Consider the following 21122-nt stretch of genomic DNA (forward strand, 5'->3'; position numbering starts at 1 on the left):
CGAGGTAAGGGGTAATGAAATTACTTGGCCAGAGCCTCGTCTTCCTTCTTCTCCTTGATCAGGCTCTTGGCGTAGAACACGAAGCAGACCACCCACACCACCAGGATGCCCAGAGGAATGAAGTTACCATCCATAAACTGCATCACGTGAGAGAAAGCATAGGTCTGGATGGGGCCATCAATGCTGGAGCAGGAGATCATCTGACCAGCAGCCAGCTCCACAGCCTTGGTGGTGTTGGCCAGTTCGGTCATGAAGGGAGCGAATGCGGTACCGACCCACAGGAAGGCGGGCTCGAAGATCACGCACAGGATGAGCATACGAATCACGTTGCCCTTGGTGACAAAGTAAGCGGGCACGGCGATAGCGATGTTGATGATGCCGGCGAAGGGCAGAATCTGGTTGCCGGGCAGGAAGAAGGCCATAATCAGGGTCACGGGCACGGTCCAGATAACGGCCAGCCAGATCTCGTTGGCGCCGCCCAGGAAGGGCCAGTCCAGACCGACGTACAGATCGCGGTCGGAGAACTTGGTCTGCATGAACTCGGACACGGCGTTGGAGATGGGCTCCAGAGCCTGCATGAAGTACTTGGAGATCACGGGGAACAGAGTCAGAGCGGTGGCGCACTGCACGCCCAGGGTCAGGATGCCAGCCACATCATAGCGGGCCAACAGACCGAAGAGCACGCCCAGAATGAAGCCCAGGATGTGGTTCTCAGCAAAGATACCAACCTTATCCTTCAGATCGCTGGCGTTGAAGGACTTGTTCAGAGCGGGGATCTTGCGCAGCACCCAGTCCACGGGGTACATGGGAGCGGCCAGGAAGCACATCTTGTGGGTGCAAGTAACGCCAGGGATGCCGGACATCTTCTCCACGCGGTGCTGATGGAAGTCAGCGCTCTTGAGCTCGAAGATCACCTGGATACCGGCGATGATGAAGGCAATGATGACGCTGTTGGTGATGTAGTAAGCGGCCACAGCGGTAAAGATCTTGCCCCAAACGTTCCAAAGGTCAGCGTTAAAGGTGTCGGTCTTCTTCAGCACCAGCATGATGATGTTGATGACGATGACCAGGGGGAACATCAGGAAGGCATAGGGCCAAGACCAGGAAATGGTGGACATGGTGGTCCAGCCACCGTCGGTGATGGGAAGGCTGATGCCGGTGGTTTCCAACATGGCCTCAGCAGCGGGGGTAATGGCGCCGGTCATGAAGTTGATCAGCATGGTCATGCCGGTAAAGGCAACGCCCAGGGTGATACCGGAAGAAATGGCGTCCTTGACCTTCATGCGGACGATCAAACCAGCGATGATGATGATGATGGGGACAAATACAGCGGCTCCGAGGCCTAAGAGAAAGTTAACAATACTCGCCAAATATTGCATACAAGTTTCCTCCTTATTCGTCTTTCAAGCAAACAATCGTTAACGGACCTTAAAGTCCTCAATGGCTTTCAACAGCTTCTCAAACTCCTTGTCCTTGCCTACACCTGTCAGGAAGGCAATGCCATTGATGACGGGAATGGGATACTCTTTGGTGTTCTTCACGATGGTGATATAAGCTGCGCTGCCGTCAATGTAACGGTCCACAGACTTCAGATCCACCGCCTCCACCGCGGCGTCCACGCCCTTTTCCTTGAGCATACGGTTGACCTTACTGGCCACAGTCTGAGATGTTGCCACCCCACTACCACATGCTACAACCACTCGTACTGCCATGATTGACTCCTCCTTTTTTATTTTTGAATGCATGACCGACACACAGGGTCAGATGTCCATGCCTTCCATTCCACACACAATGTTGTAATACTCTTCTTCCGTCTTAGCCTCCAGCAGCTGTTTCATCAGCTCCGGATTCTGGAAGTTCTCCATCAGCACCTGCAGCAGGTCGATGTGCTCGTCCGACTTCATGAAGCCCAGCATAAATACAAATTTCACTGGATGGATCACGTCGTCCGTACCCATTTCACACCAGTCCACCGGATTTTTCAATCTGGTGCAGGCGATGAAGGGCTTGTTGAGATGCTGAATCTCCGCGTGGGGGATAGCCACCGGATACGGCTCTACAGGAAGGGCCGTGGGATAGTTGGCCTCGCGAACCTTGATGGCCTCCTTGTATGTATCCTTGACAAAGCCCAGGTCATACAGCTTGTCCACCATCTTGTCGAAGAACTCTCCCTGATCCTTAACCTCCCAATCCAGCTGGATCAGTTCTTTAAAAATCATGTCTTTTTTCATACGTTCTCCCAACACTCCTCTCTGTCGTATCGCTTGGCACGTGCACATGCTTTGTATGTGTAAATTGTAGTATAGTCCTCCCATTTTTCCAAGTCTATTTTGGCACAATTTACATGGAGACCGGTGTGCAAAATTGTACTCAATCTTTTTTCAATGAATTTTCCATAAAATTCGACATCTTTCTTGTGTACTTATTTCTTTTTCATTCCTTCTATTTTTATATATTTTTCGTTTTTAACAAACATTCTCCGACACATCAGCTTTCTCGCCTTGCCTGGTCAGAAGAGCCCAAAGATGCATTGTCATGTCCTCATTTTCCCATAGGCTTGGCCCGATTTTCTATATACGTATCACACAAAAACAGGTGAGGTACACGCCTCATCGCCTGTGTACCTCACCGATATTTTTCTATGTTCCATTGGTCCTGGCTTGGAGGGAATTTTCACCATCCAGATGCTTCAAGCCCCTGATTTCACCGCCATCACAGTGCCTAAAAACAGAGGCATCTGGTGTTCCAGATCCACCAGCAGGTAGACGAAGGGCCGGTTCAAAATGACCTCTTGCATCTGTCCGGGGTCCATGGCCCCCTCCCCGTTGACCTCCACCACCGTGGCGGCCCCTGCTCGGGTTCCCTGCTCAGCCACGGAAATATAGGTCTTGTGGAGCACCCGATTGACAAACAAATTTCCACCGGCATAGGTGCCTATCCCAGACAAATCTGCCTGATCCCCGTGAAAGGCTAACGTCATGCCCATATTCTCCAGAGCTTGGGTAAGTTGGACATCCGAGCCGCACTCAAATTTGGGGATGGCCGCCTTCACTGTGGTCTCCTGCCCCTGTTGCAGAATCTCTCTCAGACGTTCTCCCGTAAGGCTGTCCACATACGCCTCCACCGATACCCCCTCCTCCGGCAACAGAGCCACAAAGGCGTATTTCCCCCCTGCATAAGGTTTCACAAACCCCTTGGTCTGTTCATCCTGTAAAAAGATTCCCTCGTGGCTGTACATCAGCTCCACACTCTGCGTATCTCCGGTATGGGTGGTAAAGGTCCCCGACTGTACATCCGATTTGGTGTAGACTTGATCCCACTCCGCCTCAAACGCCAAGGCGTTGACCAAATACATCACAGTATCCGGAGGAATTTCGTCTAAGATCTCCCCAATCATCCCATGGGTCTCCTCCTTCACCCAGCGGTTGATGGCTTTCACGGTAGAGGCATCAAAGGGAGCTTCATATACCCCAGCCCCATAGTAGTTGGCATTGGTCTGGAGAAAATCCTGATTGACGGTGAAAGACTCCTGTTGCGTAAACCAGACAGAATTGGCCAGGTGGAGGGTCTCGCTCTCCTCTCCCATCAGGGCGTGGACCGCCTGATTGAGCCGATCCACAGGCGCACCCAGCACCTGCTCCATCTGGGCCAACGTCTCCCCTTTGGCCCCATTGGCCGTCATGGCCAGGGCACACAACACGGACAAAGGGGAAATGAGGGTACTCTCCCCCTCTGCCATGGTCTCCTGCAGCAGTCTCACCCCAAAGTCTGCCACATGATTCCACTCCTCTTGGGTGGTCTGGGCCAAGGTCAGCGGTTGAGCCTTCACCCCTTCCATCTGGTCACTTACTTTGGGACTTCCACAGCCGCTCAGAGGCAGGCAGCACGCGGCCAACACCCCCGCTGCCATACGCTGCATTCCTTTCATCTTCTTCTCCTTTCCCCGTCACGCCTTCCAGTGGGTCAGGGGCATCCAATCCAGCTGGAAGGATACTTCACCCAGCCCGTAGATTCCTGCCTTGCCCCCTTCATGTAGGGCCAACTCCACGGTCACCCCGTCCTGATTTTCCAGGTAGAGGTATCCCAGAACCTCAGAAGGAGAATCTCCATCCCACTGGGCCGGAGTGGCGCACAGTTCCTCCACCCAGGCGTTGAGATCATCTAGGCGGGAAATCTCCGCGACATCCTCCACGTCAGCTCCCCGCATGGTGGCCTTGACCACTTGGCCAGACATATGGAACACCTCATCCAGCACATCCCCAGCGGTTTCCACCGTGATGTCGTTGTTGTTCCAATACAGTGCCACCGTACCATCCTCCCAGGTCATACACAGCAGGTGGGCAGGGTCATAGCCGTTGACGGCGTAGAAGTCGCCCCAGGCGGTGCCGCTGCCCTCCACATAGCCGCTGTCCGGGGTCCACTCGTCGATACGGCCATTGGATGTCCCCAACTTTTCCCCTACCAAGCCAGCGCCATTTTGGGCTCGGCTGCATTCCACATAGAGGCGGCCCTGGTAAATGAAAAAGGAGAGCAAATCCGCCTCAATTTGTGCATCTCCCTCCATTGGTACCTCCATAGGCGGGACATACACCCCCACACTCCCATTTTCCGTTTCCGCCTGGTTGGATTCCGCTTTGCCGGGCAAACTGTTGCTCTGGGGGACACTGCGCCAGGGCTGGGCAATCATGGCTCCAGCCACCACCAGGCACAGACAGGCCGCCAAAGGAATGAAGGGCCAACGAGCCTTTTTCCTCCTCTGACGCACCCGATCCGCCTCCACCAACAGTTCCTCGTCCACCTGTTCCAGAGCATCTAACAACTGTTCCCCATTCATAGGTCAAATCCCTCCTGCTTCAGGTATTCTTTCAGGTCTTTTCGCACACGATACAAGGTGCTCTTGGCTTTGCTCTCGCTTACCCCACAGTACCGTGCCACTTCCTTGAGGGAATCGAAGAAATAGTACCGGCCCAAAAACATAGCCCGTGTCTGAGGCTTCAGAGTGTGGAGAAATTGGTTGATGGCCTGCGCCAACTGCTGTGCATCCAGGATCTGCTGGGGATCATGGGCCGTCCCACAACACGCCTCTAACTCTTCCAGGCACAGCGTGTAGGCATCCCCCTGACGCTTTTGACTGGTCCGCTTCCGATACCGGTCAATGGCCCCATGGCGGGTGAGCCGCCCCAAATACACCGACAAGCGACTGGGCCGCTGGGGCGGTATGGAATTCCAAGCCCTGAAATAGGTGTCGTTGACCACCTCTTGGCTATCCTCCTCATCGGATAATACGTTATAGGCAATTTTGCTCAGATAGGAGTGGTATTTCCCCTGGCTCTGGGCAATGGCCTCCGGGTCCCGCTGCCAAAATAACTCCACGATTTGTTTGTCCTCCATAGGGTGCACCTCCCTTTGACTCCCTCGCCCTATATCCCGAAAATCCCCGGCGTTGGTTGCACATAAAAAATTTTTTCTTCCTACAACTTTTTTCTCTCCTGATGCGTCTATCCTAACAGAACATTCTCTCATCGTTCTTATCCTGTTTCACTGGAGGTATCCCCATGACCGATCAACCCCGTCGTCGCAGAAGACGGCGCCATGACACACTCCCCGTCAAAGCCATTCTGGCCTGCCTCATAGCCGCCGCAGCTCTGGTTCTCATCCTGCTCTATCTGTCTCGCAGCTTTGCCCAGAAAACCAACCAGGATGTACAGCCCAGCCCCACTCCCGTACAAACCCAGGAGCCGGCCACCCCTTCCCCTTCTCCCACAGTGGCTCCCACCCCGGATTTCTCTCAGTCGGTGCCGGAAAGCGCCCCTGTGGAAGAAAATTATATGGATGACGCGGTTTTTATTGGTGACTCCCGCACCGAAGGTCTGTTATTATATACGGGGCTGACCAATACCACAGGGTACACCTACAAAGGTCTGATGGTGGACACGGCATTCACCAAGCCCGTCATCAATCAAAACGGCCAGATGGTCACGGTCATGGATGCCCTGCGCTCCACCCAGTTTTCCAAGGTGTATATCATGCTGGGCATCAACGAGCTGGGTTGGGCATATCCAGACCTGTTCATCGAAAAGTATAAAGAGATCATTGACACCATCCGGGAGATCAACCCCAATGCCATCATCTATGTACAGGAAATTCTCCCCGTCACGCAAAAAGTGTCCGAAACCCACAGCTATATCACCAACGAAAAAATCTCCCAGTACAACCAAATGCTAGCGGATATGACCCAGGAGAAGGATGTCTATTACCTCCAGGTCTCCCAGGCCGTGGCAGACAGCCAGGGATGTTTGCCTGAGGAGGCGGCCTCCGACGGCATCCATCTCTCCCCCTCGTACTGTCAGAAGTGGCTGGACTACCTGCTCTGTCATACCGTGTCCCCCTAACGCAGAATTCCGGCCATGGAAAGGAACTACGCCTATGGACGCCACCCAAGATTCCCCTCTGATCTCCTTTATCCAGGAGAATCAGGAAAAACTATACCGCATCGCCTATGCCCATGTAAAAAATCAGGACGACGCCCTGGACCTGGTCCACTCCTCCATCGTCAAGGCCTTGCAAAAACAGCATACCCTGCGCAACCAGGAATGTGTACGCACCTGGTTTTACCGCATTCTGGTCAACGAGTGTATGACCTATTTCCGCAAAAAATCCCGTCTCATTTATCTGGCGGATATAGGTGACAAGTTGCTGGAAACCTCTGCCCAGCCTCATGGGCAGGACACCTATCTGGACCTGTATTCCGCCATTGATCAGCTGCCTTCTCAGCTGAAAACCATCATCATTTTACGCTATTTCGAGGATCTAAAGCTATCCACCATTGCAGAAATTACGTCCACCAATCTCAGCACCACGAAATCACGCCTGTACAAAGCACTGGAGCTTTTGAAACTAGACTTGGGAGGTATGGAAGATGATCGATCACTCTCCATATGATAATATCCAGATCCCCCAGCAGCTGTCCAATGTGGTGGAGAACGCCATTGCATGCGGCACAGGAAAACACCGTCGTCGTCCATGGAAGGCTGTGGCAGCCTGTGTTCCCGCCACCATGGCCGCCTGTCTGGTACTTCTGCTCAACCTCTCCCCCTCCTTTGCCGCCGGAGCATGCAGCCTGCCGGTGGTGGGAGATGTATGCCGCATCTTTGTCTTTCGGGAGTATCACACCCAGGACGAGATCAAATACATTGACGCTGTGATCCCGCAAATCGAAAACACCGGCAAAACCCAGTTGGAGCAACGGGTCAACCTGTACATCCAGCAGCTCATTCAAAACTGCCTGGATGAGAGCGAAGCCCGGGCCAAGGAGTACTACGATGCCTTTGTGGCCACAGGGGGTGACCCCGCCGACTTCCACCCCATCGGCATCACCATTGACTACGAGGTGAAGTACCTCACCTCACAGTATGTCTCGCTGCACATCTATCACTACGAGACGGCCATCGCCGCCTATCAGACCGATTACTATTATACCCTGGATCTGGAGAGCGAGAAAGTGCTCACCCTCAAAGACTGGTTCGGCAATGACTACAAGCAGATTGTCGCCGACAGCATCCGCAACACCATTCTCACTTGGTCTCCGGAAGATCGACGAGAACTGTGGACAGACATCAGCCTGGAAGACCTAATTACCGAACAGCGCAGCTTCTATCTCAACGAGGACGGACAGGCTGTGGTGGTCTTTGACAAATACGAACTGGCCTGTGGCGCTGCCGGACGGCCGGAGTTCGTCATTTCCCAACCGTCGTAAAAAAATCCCCCGGCCGGTGGCCGGGGGATTTTCCATTATTTGTTTTGGATGTACTGGTCAATGGCAGCTGCGGCCTGTTTACCCGCACCCATGGCCAAGATGACAGTGGCAGCACCGGTGACGGCGTCGCCGCCGGCGTACACGCCCTCTCGGCTGGTGAGGCCGTCGTCCCCGTTGGTGACGATGCAGCCGTGGCGGTTGGTCTCCAGACCGGGGGTGGTGGACCGGATGAGGGGGTTGGGGCTGGTACCGATGGACATAATCATGGTGTCCACGTCCAGCTCAAAGCGGCTGTCCGGCTTCTCCACGGGACGGCGGCGGCCGGAGGCGTCGGGCTCGCCCAGCTCCATCTCGATGCACGCCATGCCACGGACACGGCCATCCTCGTCGCCCAGCACCTCCACGGGATTGGTGAGGGTCTTGAAGATGATGCCCTCCTCCTGGGCGTGCTCCACCTCTTCCTTACGGGCGGGGAGCTCCTCCATGCCCCGGCGGTAGACGATGTACACCTCTTCGGCGCCCATGCGCTTGGCGCAGCGGGCGGCATCCATGGCCACGTTGCCGCCGCCCACCACGGCCACCTTGTGGCTGTGCATGATGGGGGTCTTGCTGCCGGGCTGGTAGGCCTTCATGAGGTTGATACGGGTGAGGTACTCGTTGGCAGAGTACACACCCTTGAGGCTCTCGCCGGGAATGCCCATAAACCGGGGCAGACCTGCGCCGCTGGCGATGTACACCGCCTCAAAGCCATACTCGCCCATGAGCTCGTCAATGGTGAGCACCTTGCCGATGACCATGTTGGTCTCGATGGTGACACCCAGGGCTTTCAAGCCGTCAATCTCCTGCTGGACAATGGCCTTGGGCAGACGGAACTCAGGGATGCCGTACACCAGCACGCCACCAGCCAGATGAAGGGCCTCATAGATGGTCACTTCATAGCCCAGCTTGGCCAGATCGCCGGCAGCGGTGAGGCCAGAGGGGCCAGCGCCGATGATGGCCACTTTGTGTCCGTTGGGCTGGGGCTTGACAGGGGCCTCTTTCACATGCTCCCGGTGCCAGTCAGCCACAAACCGCTCCAAACGGCCAATGCCCACACTCTCCCCCTTGATGCCGCGCACACACTTGCCCTCACACTGGTTCTCCTGGGGGCAGACACGACCACATACAGCGGGCAAAGCACTGGAGGCAGAGAGCACCTGATAGGCTCCCTCAAAGTCCTCCTCTGCCACCTTGCCAATGAAGGCGGGGATGTCAATGCCCACAGGGCAACCGCTCTGGCAGGGCTTATTCTTACAGTTCAGGCAGCGTTTGGCCTCGTTCACCGCCATTTCCGCGGTATACCCCAGAGCCACCTCGTCAAAGTTATGGTTTCTCACCTGGGGCTCCTGGCTGGGCATGGGGCACTTGCAGGGGTCCATGTTGATCTGGTGTGCCATGCTCACTGCACCTCCTTGTTGAGCAGATTACAAGAGGCCTCCCGGGCGTGGGTCTCAAACTCCCGGTAGGTGGAACCCCGGTGCATGGCCTCGTCAAAGTCCACCTGGTGGCCGTCAAAGTCGGGGCCGTCCACACAGGCGAACTTGGTCACACCGCCCACGGTGAGGCGGCAGCCACCGCACATGCCGGTGCCGTCGATCATGATGGGGTTCATGGACACAGTGGTCTTGATACCGTACTTCTCGGTGAGCTTGCACACAAACTTCATCATGATGAGGGGGCCGATGGCAATGACCTCGTCGTACTGGTTGCCCGCCTGGATGAGGGCCTCCAGGGCATTGGTCACCAAGCCCTTCTCTCCCCAAGTGCCGTCATCGCTCATCTTGGCCATGTGGTCAGACACCGCCTCAAACTCCTGCTCCAGAATCACCAGATCCTTGGAGCGGAAACCCACGATGGAGTGCACCTCAGCGCCCAGCTCGTGCAGACGCTTGGCCGTGGGGTAAGCAATGGCGCAGCCCACGCCGCCGCCCACCACGGCCACCTTCTTCAGGCCATCCAATTCACTGGCGCGACCCAGGGGGCCCACAAAGTCATGGACGGACTGGCCAGCCTCCAGCTGGTTGAGCTCCATGGTGGTGCCGCCCACAATCTGAAAAATAATGGTCACCGTACCGGCTTCCCGGTCAAAATCGGCAATGGTCAAGGGAATGCGCTCCGAGTCCTCAAAGGGGCGCACAATGATAAACTGACCCGGCTGTGCCTTCTTTGCCACCAGAGGGGCCTCAATGACCATCTTGGTGACGGTGGGGTTCAGCGGGGTTTTTTCCGCAATTCGAAACATAATGATCTCCTTCCCTGGGGAATTCCACACACAAAATAAGGGGAGGGACTTTCCCCTCCCCTTATTTTACACGCTAAAGGATTAAAAGTCAACGTCCAGGTCGTAATAGCAGGCGCGCAGCAGCTTCTCCATGTCGGCCTGATCAGGCTGACGGGGGTTGGAGCCGGTGCAGGCATCGCCGATGGCGTTGGTGGCGATCTCAGAGAGCTTGGAGAGGAACTCCTCCTCACTCACAAAGCCGGTCTCAGCGATCACGCCGCCCTCACCGTAGTGCTGGATGCACTGGGGAATGTTCAACTCGTCGTTCATGCGGCGCAGCTCGGCCACCAGAGCTTCCACCAGGGACTTGGTGTCGCTGCCTTCCAGACCCATGAAGCGGGCAATGTCAGCGTAACGCTGGGCAGCCTCTTCGTTCTTGGCGTTGTACTGGATGACCTTGGGCAGGTACATGGCGTTGGCAGCGCCGTGGATGATGTGGCCGCCCTCAAACACAGCGCCAGTCTTGTGGGCCATGGAGTGGACGATGCCCAGCAGAGCGTTGGAGAAAGCCATACCGGCCAGACACTGAGCGTTGTGCATCCGGTCACGGGCATCCATGTCACCCTCATAGGACTTCTTCAGATCGTTGTGGATCATCTTGATGGCGTGGAGAGCCAGAGGATCGGTGTAGTCACAGTGGACGGTGGACACATAGGCCTCGATGGCGTGAGTCATGGCGTCCATACCGGTGTGGGCGGTAAGCTTGGCAGGCATCTTCTCAGCCAGATCGGGGTCCACGATGGCCACATCGGGGGTAATGTTAAAGTCGGCCAGGGGGTACTTGATGCCCTTGTCATAGTCGGTGATGACGGAGAAGGCAGTGACCTCGGTGGCGGTGCCGGAGGTGGAGGGAATGGCGCAGAAGTGAGCCTTCTGGCGCAGGGTGGGGAAATTGAAGGGGACGATGAGATCCTCGAAGGTGACATCGGGGTACTCATAGAAGGCCCACATAGCCTTGGCTGCGTCAATGGGGCTGCCGCCGCCGATGGCCACGATCCAGTCGGGCTGGAACTGGCGCATCTCCTCGGCACCACGCATCACGGTGGTGACGCTGGGATCGGGCTCCACGCCCTCAAAAATATGTACTTCCATGCCCGCTTCCTTCAGGGCATTCTCCACCCGGGCAAGGAAGCCGAACCGCTTCATGCTGCCGCCGCCGGTGACCACAAAAGCCTTGGTGCCCTTCAGATTCTTCAGCTCTTCCAGAGAGCCTTTGCCGTGATACAGGTCACGAGGAAGTGTAAAACGCATAAAATAATACCTCCATACATGTGGGTGCTACCCCCTTCTGGCCGAAGAGGATGCGATTGGTAGGTCTGTCAGCCAGGGGTTTCTCCCTGTCTTGCTGGGATTATACCATATGGAATCGTTTTTGTGTAGCCCAAATTTTGTATAGATTGTAAATTTTCACTCCCCTATGTTCTCTGGGTACATTCTAGAAAAAACGGGCCACGCCATACGACGCAGCCCATTTCCTCCCCGCCTTAATCGGCGGGGACTTCAATCTTTCGTTTTCCGTCCAGCATCTCCTGGTATCGGTCGCAGATGCCCTGCACATCGTCGCCAAATTCAATCTGGTGACCTTTGTGCAGCCACAAAATCTTGGTACACATCTCCCGTACCTGATCCAGAGAGTGGGAGACCAGAATGGAGGTAGCCCCGCCATAGATGATCTCCTTCATTTTCTCCTCGCTCTTTTTCCGGAAGGCGCCGTCACCCACAGACAGAACCTCGTCCAGAATGAGGATGTCCGGCTGAACCAGACAGGCAATGGAGAAGGCCAGACGGGACTTCATGCCCGAGGATAGCTGCTTGAACGGGCGATCCTCAAACTCCTTGAGATCGGCAAACGCAATGATCTGGTCGTACATCTCGTTCATAAACTTGCGGGTGTAGCCCAGCATGGCTCCACGGAGATAGGTGTTCTCTCGTACCGTCAAATCACCATCGAAGCCGCTGGCCAGCTCCAACAGGGCGGCAATGGTGCCCTCCCGCTTAACGTAGCCTTCGGTGGGCTCCATAATGCCGGAAATGGCTTTCAAGAGAGTGGATTTTCCCGCTCCGTTGGTGCCAATGATGCCTAGCATATCTCCCTTTTCCAGGGTAAACGTGACATTCTTGTCCGCCCAGAACTTTTTCACCTCGTACTTGCCTCGCAGACGACGGGTGATGTACTCCTTGATGCCGATATCTTTGAAATCCCCCGTCATATACCGGATGGAGACGTTGTTCACTTCCAAAATACTCATCGTTACACCTCTTCATCCTCTTGGTTCTCATCGCTGCTCTCTTGCAGGATGTAGATGGGGCGACGCTTGGTTTCCAGATAGGTCTTCGCCAGGTACTGACCAATCACACCGATGGACAACAACTGGATTCCTCCCAAAAAGAGCATCACGCACATCATGCTGGGCCATCCACTCACCGGGTCTCCAAACAGAATGGTACGCACCAGGATAAAGCACAGGGCCAGAGCGGCACACAGGCAGGTGAGAATTCCGAATACCGAGGCCATGGCCAGAGGTGCGGTGGAAAAGGCCACAATACCCTCAATGGAGTAGAGAAACAACTTCCAGAAAGACCACTTGGTCTCCCCCGCCACCCGCTGCACGTTTTCATAAGGCAACCATTTGGTACGGAAGCCCACCCAGCCGAAAATGCCCTTGGAGAAACGGTTGTACTCCTTCATGGACAAAATGGCATCCACCATGGCCCGCTTCATCAGGCGATAGTCTCGGGCGCCGTCCACAATGTCCGCATCCGAAATGCGGTTGATGAGCTTGTAGAAGGCGCGGGCAAAAAAGCTGCGAATGGGAGGCTCCCCGGCCCGGTCCACCCGGCGGGTGGCCACGGAGTCATAGGGCTCGTTCTGGAGAATTTCATACATCTGGGGCAGCAGCGCCGGGGGATCCTGCATGTCCGCATCCATAATGGCCACATAGTCCCCCTTGGCGTGTTCCAGCCCTGCATAGATGGCCGCCTCCTTGCCGAAGTTCCGGGAGAAGGACAGATAACGGACATTTTCATACTGCTGAGCATAGGTGCGCAACAGGGACAGAGTGCCGTCTCTGGATCCATCGTTGACCAGCAACACCTCCAACTCTGCGGCGTACTGCTCCCTCATGATCTGAGCCACACGCTGAATTTCAGGGAGGAAATATGGCAGCGCTTGTTCCTCGTTGTAACAAGGAACGATTACAGTGATTGTCATGGTGTGGCCTCCTCCAGAGTGCAGAAATAGACACGGCATCCTGCCTCTGTCAAAAGTTCGAATTGATCCAGCTTCACCTGCTGTTCCAACGCTTCGCGAATGGCTTCATGGGTCATATTCTTGTAGTCTTGTACATATAGCAGGAATCCATCCCCGATATCTCGGGTCTGCGCTGCCTGTTTTACGCCGGCATAATCCCCGTTTTTACAGCGATAGACCTGAGAAAACATGGGGAACTCCATGGCAAACACATCCGCAGAGTAATCCCCCGACGCATAGATGGTCAGGGTCACCACCGGGTACCCTTCATAGGGGGCCAGTGCCTCCTGGCGCTGCTGATAAGGGGCGTAGATGTAGTTTACCGTCTGCATCTGATAAGACGCCACCGTGATACCCAAGCTCAACACAGCCACAGCCAGTACGCACCACTGGGGCTTCTTTACCCACAGAAGCAAAACCCGGTAGGTCAGGTACACCAGGCACAGCGCAAACAAGGGGTAGATACCGAAGAAATAACGATCCGTCTTGTAAGGGGCTACCTTGGCCACAATGGCAAAGTATCCCAAGGCCACCACGGCCACCGTGGCCACCAGTCCATCCGTGACCGTCCATCCCTGGGGCACCTTCTTTTCGCCCTGGCTGTCTCTGCGGCCTCGCCGGGGAGGCGCAATGCGGCTCCGCACCAGATAGGCCACCAGCAAGAGGAGCAAAACCAACACGCCCTCTTTGAGCCAACCGTTCAACACCTGTCTGCTGATGGCGGTGCCAATGGTTTTGATACTGGTCAGAAAGTTCCCGCCCTCTACCATGTTGCTGAACGCTTCTTCGCCTCGGTAGCCGCCAAAGATGTGGTAGAGCATGGTGGGAAACAGCACCACCGCAGCGCACAGGGCCGCCACTTCCACCACTGCATACTGCAGCACCAACTTCCATCTGCGGCTGATACACAGGTACAAGAAAAAGCTTCCGCACAAGAAAAAGCAAATGATCAAAAAGTAGTATTGGGTCAAAATTCCCATCAGGGTGACCAAAAACAGTCCCGCCATGGTGGTTTTCTTCAGCACACCTTGGCGCACGTTGTCAAAGGCCTCCAAGTGAAGCAACACCAACGCCATGATGATACATGTGAGCAGGGCGTACATGCGAATGAATACCGCTGTGCTCATCCCGCCCACGCTCCACGCCCACACTGCTGCAGTAATCAAAGCCAATGCCCGATTTTTCATCAATCGGTTGGCCGCCGCATAGAGCAACACTGTGGCCAGCAGACAACACAGCATATTAGGAAGAATCCCGGCCCACTTGCTCAACCTGCCATCAAACAGAGCAGATACAGTGTGGATGATAAAGTAATACAGCGGAGGATGGACATCCTTCTGCTGGTTTCGATAGGCAATGGAGTAGTCCAAATCCCCCAGGCCGTCCACAGTCAGGGCATCTTGGAAGAACTGCCCATCCACCCAACTGCCCACAAATCCTTCGGTTCTGGAAAAATACATCTCCGGGTAATTGGACAGCTCATAGGTAAGCATTTCATCCAAGTGATATCCCGACTTTTGTGTGCCGAAATACACCATCATCACAGTCTGGACCAGCAGCACCACCGCCAGCGCCAGCCACACCACATACTGCTTTTTTCCCGTTTTCCTCATCTCGATACTCCTTTGCTCTGTCATACGTAGTACAGGAACCGGGTGTTATACTTCCTGTAAATGAAGCATCCAATCCCCAGAGCCAACACCACATACAGCAGCATCAACCCATGATGCCACGGAGTGGGGATGGTCCCATAGATGACGATCTTACGGAAATAAGAGATGAAGGTGTACACCGGGTTGAGGTAAAACAGCTTCTGCATCAGGGGAGAGTAGATGTCCACGGTGTAGAAGATGGCGGACATGTACATCAGAAGCTGGGTGAAAATGGTCCACAGGTACTGTACGTCCCGGAAGAAGACGAACAGAGCGGACAGCACCATACCCACGCCGATGTTGAACAGCACCAGACACAGCACCGGATAGAGCAGCAAGATGAACTTCCAGGTAAAGGTAATCTGGTCCAAGATACAAAAGACAAAGAACACCGCCAACGTCAAGCCAAAGTTGATAAGGGTCTGCACGTTTTTGGACAGCAAAAACAGGTACTTGGGCACATTGACCTTGGTAAAGATGTTGGCATTGCCCATCAGAGAGGTCATGCCCTGGCTGGTGGACTCATTGAAGCAGGAAAAAATCAGGTTGCCGCAAAACAGATAGGTGGTGTAATGCTCCATGCCCCGGCCAAAGAACTGGGTAAACACCAGGCGCATCACCAACAGCATCATCAACGGCGAGAGCACACTCCAGGCCATGCCCAACACGGTGCGCTTATACTTCTTCATAAAATCTCGCTTCACCAGTTCCTCAAAGAGGAACTGGTGGCGTTTCAGCTTTTCTATCATAGCAACTCCTAGTCTCGGAAGTAGAGATCCCGGGTGTACACCTTGTCCATCACCGGCTCCAAATCCTTGGTGTAGCGATTGGCCACAATGACGTGGCTCATGTCCACAAACTCTTGCCAGTCACGAATGACCCGACTGCCGAAGAAGGTGTCCTCCTTCAAGGTGGGCTCATAGATGACCACCTCAGCCCCCTTGGCCTTCAGCCGCTTCATCACGCCCTGGATGCTGGACTGGCGGAAATTGTCCGAATTGGCCTTCATGGTCAGACGGTACACGCCCACCACACAGGGGTTGCCGGGGGTGCCGTCTCTCCCCTCTCCGTGGGGGCCGTAGTAGCCCGCCTTCTCCAGGATCCGCTCGGCAATGAAGTCTTTGCGGGTGTGGTTGGCATCCACGATGGCGGAAATGATGTTGTTGGGCACCTGGTCGTAATTGGCCCGCAGCTGCTTGGTGTCCTTGGGCAGGCAGTAACCACCGTAACCAAAGGAGGGGTTGTTGTAGTAGTTGCCGATGCGGGGGTCATAACCGATGCCCTCAATGATCTGGCGGCTGTCCAGCCCACGCACCTCAGCGTAGGTGTCCAGCTCGTTGAAGAAAGACACGCGAAGAGCCAGATAGGTGTTGGCAAACAGTTTCACCGCCTCCGCCTCAGTGGGGTTGGTGATGAGGATGGGAATATCCTCTTTCTCCGCTCCCTCCGCCAGCAGTCCGGCAAAGGTCTCCGCCGCCTGCTTCAAGCGAGAATCGTCCAAAGGCGCACCCACGATGATGCGAGAGGGGTACAGATTGTCGTAGAGGGCCCGACCTTCCCGGAGAAACTCCGGAGAGAAAATCAGGTTCTCACACCCCAGCTTTTCTCGCAGGCCCAGGGTAAAGCCCACCGGCACGGTGGATTTCACCACAATGATGGCGTTGGGATTGACCTGCATCACCAGGCGCACCACGCTCTCCACCGAAGAGGTGTCAAAGTAGTTTTTCACCGGGTCGTAGTTGGTGGGGGTGGAGACAATGACGTAATCCGCCTGGGCGTACGCTGCCTCTCCGTCGGTGGTGGCGGTCAAGTCCAAGTTCTTATTTTTGAGATAGTCCTCAATCTCCGCATCCACCAGCGGAGAGATTTTGGCATTGATGGCGTCCACTTTGTCCTGCACCAAATCCACCGCAGTGACGTGGTGATGCTGGGCCAACAAAATGGCGTTTGCCAGACCTACATAGCCGGTTCCGGCAATGGCAATGTTCATTCCTGTCATCTCCCAAACTTATGTGCAATTTTTTCCTTGAAACGGCGGACGGTGTAGTCCATGCCATGCTCCTGGAAGCAGCGGATGCCACCCCGAATCTTGCGAGGAATAAAGGTGAAGAAGCTGCCGATGCGATAGGTCATGGAGGCGCGGATGAGAGCCGCTTCTCCATCCACCTGCTTGGGCGCGTTCTTGCCGTACAGGATGCTGTCCAGCATCAGCCGTTCCACCGCAGAGAACTTCTTGATACACGCTTGGGTGTCGGCAATCTTGGCAAAGTCCCCGCGCATACACCGCATAATGTTGTCCAATTCCTCGGACACTGCGGTGTACAGTTCCTCATCATAGGGCTGGGCCTGAATAAACCGGGTGATTTCCTGCAAGCAAACCAGGTAGCCATACAGGTGCATGAAGTTTTTCTGCACCGTCATGGTAGATCCCTCCCGCACCCGACGGATGAGAATCTGATCCCGGACATGGGACACCCGCTGCGCCGGAAGAATGGTCACCATGCTGAACAGGTTGTCCTCATGCACAATGCCCTCTTTGAACGTAACCTGATGCTCCATCAAGTATTCCCGGCGGTACAGGCCCAGACACGGGGACACCCGGTACTTCCGGTCCCTCCTCATCATCAAAAACAGATCACGCCCTGTGAGCACATCGGGCACATCGGCATCGTACTCGTAAGCCGTCTCATAGAAGGGATGGTTCTTCTTCAGGGTTTCCGTTTCGTAGATGGATCTTCCATCATAGTACAACACATCCAACCCATCTCGCTGGGCTCTGTGGTAGAGCACCTCTGCCCCGCTCAGGTCCAGCATATCGTCGCTGTCCAAAAACATCACGTACTCACCCTTGGCATGGCGCAGGGCGGCATTGCGCGCGGTGGACTGTCCTTGGTTGGCCTGACTGATGAGGGTGATGCGGGGGTCTCGTTTGGCGTAAGCGGTGAGAATGTCCATGGTCCCGTCGGTGGAGCCGTCATTGACGCACACCACTTCCACCTCGGGAAAGGTCTGGTTCAACACACTGTCCAACGTCTCCCCAATGTAGTCCTCCGTGTTGTAAATAGGCACAATCACAGACACCTTGGGGTGCTTGATCTGGCTTTCCACCAACAGCTCATCCTGGAAAATCTGATGAAATTCCGGGCGTGCGGAGTACACCTTGCAGGTGTTGCGGTAATACCGCACCGGAGTGGTGGCCAAGGTGCTGACCTGCTCCCATGTTTCGGCGGAGAACTGGTTGCGATCCAGCAGTCCCGCCTTCCACGCGGCCTCAAACTCCGTGTGCATCAGGTACATAAACTCCCACTGATTTTCCGGCATCAGTCTGGAGTAGTTCCAGCGGTACTTCTCGTACTTGAGAGCCAGGTAGAAGGAATAAATGTCCTCCTTGTACTGGGGATGCTCCTCCAAAAACCGCTCATAGTAGTGCATCTCATCACTGACGCAGAACACCTTGCCCTTGGAGTGCACCGAAGACCCGGCATTGTCCTTGCGGTAGTGGTGGAGGTAGCGATCCAGCAGCAAGCACCGTTGGGACACCGTGCACACCATAAAGTGGAACGATGTGTCCTGGAAGGAAGCCCCGGGCGTCTCGTGGAACCGGATGCCTTGCTGGGTCAGCATGTCCTTGGCATAGATACCGCTCCAGATGGCGGGGGTGGTGGTAAAAATAGTCCGGTCGTCGGTGCGGGGACAAAATACCTTCCCGTATGTGCACTTGGCCAGATTCTCAAAGGGTTTGGACTGCTTGCCCTGTTGGGTCGTGTACCAGTAGTAATTGCACTTGACCACATCTGCGTTGTGCTCTTTGGCAGCCCGGTACATGGATTCAAACATATCCGGTTCGATCCAGTCGTCCGTCTCCACGATACCGATGTACGCGCCTCTGGCTGCATCCAGGCCCAGGTTCATCTGATAGCCGTAGCTTTTCTTGTCCGAATGGATGATGCGAACCCGGGGATCTTTCTGGGCAAAAGCCTGGATCTTCTCCAGGGTACCGTCGGTGGAGCCGGCATCCACGCACAGAATCTCGATATCCTGCAAGGTCTGCCGACACACGCTTTCCACGCATTCCTCGATGTATGCTCCCACGTTGAGGGAGGGCATAATCACCGACAGCACCGGAGCGGAGGTTTCCCCGCCTTGCTCTGTCTTGGAAACTCTTTGCAATTCGTCACTCATGTTCTTCACCATACACTCCCCCGTTGCTGCGGGGAGTCATCCAACCTTTCTTTTCTATCTTCTCCTACCAACTGCTCTTAGCCCAATAGCTTCTGTTTGAATCTTCCCAAGGTGTATGCCACGCCGTTTTCCCGGACACACCGCATCCCGCCTCGGAGTTTGCGGGGAAGGAAGGTGAGAAGCCGTCCAATCCGATAGGAGCAAGAGCTCTGCACGTCTCGAATCTCCTGTTGCAACTGGCGCACCTGTTTTTGCAGGTTGCTCACCTGCTGGCTGTTACTTGGCTGGGCGCCGCTGCCATTCTGGCTGCGGCACAAGTAGTAGGGCTTGCGCATGACAAACAGACGTTGGGCTTGGACATAGACCTGCAGCCACAGATCCCGATACTGCTGCACCTGGCCCTCCAGGGCCTTGTCCAGCAGCGTCCGGTCCATCATGCCACAGCAGATATCCTGGCCCTGCCAAAACACCTGTGGGTACTGGCTGGGACTGAGTACCGTCCCGTAGGCCTCCCCATGGGTGCTCATTCTGCAATATTCCAGCGTGGGCTTTCCCTTATCCCCCTGGAACTGGAAGCAATCGGCCAAAATCACCGGAACATCGGCAGCTTTCATAGCCTCCCAGAGTTCCTCATACATATTGGGTTTGACCCAATCGCCAGGGCGTACCATTCCGACGTAGGCGCCTGCGGCAGCCTGGAGGCCAGCCTTGAACTGGCTTTCCAAATCCTGACCCCCGTGGATCACCTTCACTCTGGGGTCCAGGGCCGCCACCGCCACCACCGCTTCCACAGCGGCCTGGTCCTTGCCCCCGTCCACATAGAGAATTTCCACACCCTCCATGGTCTGGGCGCACAGGCTCTTCAAGGTCTCCTCCACGGATCCGGCCCCCAAGCACGAGGGAACGAGCACAGATACCACAGTCTTCTCCGCCAAGGGAGCCACAGCCATAGATTCCTCCGGCTCTTTCTCGAAGTAAGTATCATAGGGCAGGGCCATAACCCGCAACGCCGTTTGATATTCCGTCTGGTTGTAATAGTCCTCCGCCGGGTGGATATGGACACCAAACTCGAACAGCCACTCCTTCTGCAATTTGTCGTACAGCTTTTTCCGGGCCGGCTCTGCAATGGTGGACAGATTCCACGATGTGGCGTTGAGGGTATAGTTGGCAAAATCCTGCTCCATCCACTCCCAGGTCCCCGTCTTTTTCAAAAAGTCGGAGACCATGTTGAGGGCATGGTAAAAGCAGTCCCAAGATTTTTCCCGGGTCACCGACAGAGTGCCGGTGGAGTTTTTCCGCTGGTGGGCCAGGATGTCCTCCATGGTGCCGATCCGCTGGGCCTGGCTCAGGGCGGCAAAGACAAAGAACATATCGTTGGTGGTGCGCTGCTCCTGGTATGTCAACTGGTGCTCCTCCACAAAGCTGCGCAAAAACAGCTTATCCCAGGCCCAGCCCACAAAGCATTTCAGACGGTCTTTGGGAATCTCTCGGAAAGAAAACACGTCTTTGGCCGGGATTAGCTCCTTGCGAATGGTCCAGGGCGCAGGCTGGTACTTCTTGGTCTGCTGCACGTATTGGTCCGAGCGGAACACCACAATCTCCAGGTCATCCCGCTCACATCGCTGGTATGCCTTTTCCAGCATGTTCGCTTCAAAGAAGTCGTCCGAATCCAAAAAGGACAGGTACTTGCCCTTGGCGTACTTCAAGCCGTGATTGCGGGCTGCTCCGGCATTGGTGTTAGGTTGAGTGAGTACCTTCACCCGGGAGTCGCGCTTCTCGTACTCCCGCAAAATCTCCAAAGAGCGGTCGGTGGAGCCGTCGTCCACGCAGATGACCTCGATGTCCCGAAGGGTCTGCTCCAGCACGCTGTCCAGGCACTCCCCCAGGTACTGCTCCACGTTATATACCGGGATAATCACCGAAACCTTAGGTTCCATTTCTCTTCTCCATTCTTCTTTGTTC

19 protein-coding genes are annotated in these 21122 nt (G+C 55.2%); 3 read left to right on the forward strand and 16 right to left on the reverse strand.

Annotated features, from left to right (window positions below; translation table 11 throughout):
• Positions 1 to 20: 20 nt before the first annotated feature.
• The 6 genes from B5G37_RS02460 to B5G37_RS02485 all read right to left on the reverse strand — a co-directional run bounded on the left by B5G37_RS02460 (position 21) and on the right by B5G37_RS02485 (position 5391).
• Positions 21 to 1379 (reverse strand): PTS transporter subunit IIC, encoded by a 1359-nt coding sequence (locus B5G37_RS02460; protein WP_087253423.1) that lies wholly within the window; start codon positions 1377 to 1379, stop codon positions 21 to 23.
• A 39-nt stretch (positions 1380 to 1418) separates the two neighbouring features.
• Positions 1419 to 1712: a PTS sugar transporter subunit IIB gene (locus B5G37_RS02465; RefSeq protein ID WP_087253425.1), complete on the reverse strand. Its 294-nt coding sequence runs from the start codon at positions 1710 to 1712 to the stop codon at positions 1419 to 1421.
• A 48-nt stretch (positions 1713 to 1760) separates the two neighbouring features.
• Positions 1761 to 2231 (reverse strand): PTS sugar transporter subunit IIA, encoded by a 471-nt coding sequence (locus tag B5G37_RS02470; protein WP_087253426.1) that lies wholly within the window; start codon positions 2229 to 2231, stop codon positions 1761 to 1763.
• A gap of 458 nt (positions 2232 to 2689) precedes the next feature.
• On the reverse strand, positions 2690 to 3928 hold the full coding sequence (locus B5G37_RS02475) for a serpin family protein (protein WP_087253428.1): 1239 nt from the start codon (positions 3926 to 3928) through the stop codon (positions 2690 to 2692).
• A gap of 18 nt (positions 3929 to 3946) precedes the next feature.
• Positions 3947 to 4834, reverse strand: a complete 888-nt coding sequence (locus B5G37_RS02480) for a hypothetical protein (protein WP_087253430.1) — start codon at positions 4832 to 4834, stop codon at positions 3947 to 3949.
• Positions 4831 to 5391: an RNA polymerase sigma factor gene (locus B5G37_RS02485; RefSeq protein WP_158099331.1), complete on the reverse strand. Its 561-nt coding sequence runs from the start codon at positions 5389 to 5391 to the stop codon at positions 4831 to 4833. Before B5G37_RS02485 ends, B5G37_RS02480 begins: the two co-directional genes overlap by 4 nt.
• 164 nt (positions 5392 to 5555) lie before the next feature.
• On the opposite strand from B5G37_RS02485, the gene B5G37_RS02490 reads away from it, so the two are divergent.
• The 3 genes from B5G37_RS02490 to B5G37_RS02500 are packed head-to-tail and all read left to right on the forward strand — an operon-like array spanning position 5556 to position 7756.
• Positions 5556 to 6392 (forward strand): GDSL-type esterase/lipase family protein, encoded by an 837-nt coding sequence (locus B5G37_RS02490; protein ID WP_087253434.1) that lies wholly within the window; start codon positions 5556 to 5558, stop codon positions 6390 to 6392.
• Between the two features lie 34 nt (positions 6393 to 6426).
• On the forward strand, positions 6427 to 6942 hold the full coding sequence (locus tag B5G37_RS02495) for a sigma-70 family RNA polymerase sigma factor (protein WP_087253436.1): 516 nt from the start codon (positions 6427 to 6429) through the stop codon (positions 6940 to 6942).
• Entirely contained in the window at positions 6920 to 7756 is an 837-nt protein-coding gene (locus tag B5G37_RS02500) for a DUF3298 and DUF4163 domain-containing protein (RefSeq protein WP_087253438.1), read from the forward strand. Before B5G37_RS02495 ends, B5G37_RS02500 begins: the two co-directional genes overlap by 23 nt.
• A gap of 35 nt (positions 7757 to 7791) precedes the next feature.
• Here B5G37_RS02500 and gltA read toward each other — a convergent pair whose 3' ends face one another.
• From gltA to B5G37_RS02550, 10 genes are all read right to left on the reverse strand, one after another.
• Positions 7792 to 9192 carry an NADPH-dependent glutamate synthase gene (gene gltA / locus B5G37_RS02505; RefSeq protein WP_087253440.1) on the reverse strand — a complete coding sequence of 467 codons (1401 nt, stop codon included), beginning with the start codon at positions 9190 to 9192 and terminating at the stop codon, positions 7792 to 7794.
• A 2-nt stretch (positions 9193 to 9194) separates the two neighbouring features.
• Complete coding sequence (locus tag B5G37_RS02510) at positions 9195 to 10037, reverse strand: sulfide/dihydroorotate dehydrogenase-like FAD/NAD-binding protein (protein WP_087253442.1); 843 nt, start codon at positions 10035 to 10037, stop codon at positions 9195 to 9197.
• 81 nt (positions 10038 to 10118) lie between these two features.
• Positions 10119 to 11327 carry an iron-containing alcohol dehydrogenase gene (locus B5G37_RS02515; protein ID WP_087253444.1) on the reverse strand — a complete coding sequence of 403 codons (1209 nt, stop codon included), beginning with the start codon at positions 11325 to 11327 and terminating at the stop codon, positions 10119 to 10121.
• 233 nt (positions 11328 to 11560) lie between these two features.
• Positions 11561 to 12325 (reverse strand): ABC transporter ATP-binding protein, encoded by a 765-nt coding sequence (locus tag B5G37_RS02520; protein WP_087253446.1) that lies wholly within the window; start codon positions 12323 to 12325, stop codon positions 11561 to 11563.
• Between the two features lie 2 nt (positions 12326 to 12327).
• Positions 12328 to 13287 carry a glycosyltransferase family 2 protein gene (locus B5G37_RS02525; protein WP_087253448.1) on the reverse strand — a complete coding sequence of 320 codons (960 nt, stop codon included), beginning with the start codon at positions 13285 to 13287 and terminating at the stop codon, positions 12328 to 12330.
• Complete coding sequence (locus tag B5G37_RS02530) at positions 13284 to 14939, reverse strand: glycosyltransferase family 39 protein (protein ID WP_158099332.1); 1656 nt, start codon at positions 14937 to 14939, stop codon at positions 13284 to 13286. The genes B5G37_RS02525 and B5G37_RS02530 overlap by 4 nt, the downstream gene beginning before the upstream one ends.
• Before the next feature lie 20 nt (positions 14940 to 14959).
• Positions 14960 to 15727: an ABC transporter permease gene (locus tag B5G37_RS02535; RefSeq protein ID WP_087253453.1), complete on the reverse strand. Its 768-nt coding sequence runs from the start codon at positions 15725 to 15727 to the stop codon at positions 14960 to 14962.
• 8 nt (positions 15728 to 15735) lie between these two features.
• Positions 15736 to 16968, reverse strand: a complete 1233-nt coding sequence (locus B5G37_RS02540) for a nucleotide sugar dehydrogenase (RefSeq protein WP_087253454.1) — start codon at positions 16966 to 16968, stop codon at positions 15736 to 15738.
• Positions 16969 to 16973: 5 nt separating this feature from the next.
• Positions 16974 to 19160 (reverse strand): glycosyltransferase, encoded by a 2187-nt coding sequence (locus B5G37_RS02545; protein WP_158099333.1) that lies wholly within the window; start codon positions 19158 to 19160, stop codon positions 16974 to 16976.
• A gap of 77 nt (positions 19161 to 19237) precedes the next feature.
• Complete coding sequence (locus tag B5G37_RS02550) at positions 19238 to 21097, reverse strand: glycosyltransferase family 2 protein (RefSeq protein WP_087253458.1); 1860 nt, start codon at positions 21095 to 21097, stop codon at positions 19238 to 19240.
• Between the last annotated feature and the right edge of the window lie 25 nt (positions 21098 to 21122).

It is taken from the genome of Pseudoflavonifractor sp. An85, from assembly GCF_002161235.1.
Classification (GTDB): Bacteria; Bacillota; Clostridia; order Oscillospirales; family Oscillospiraceae; genus Enterenecus.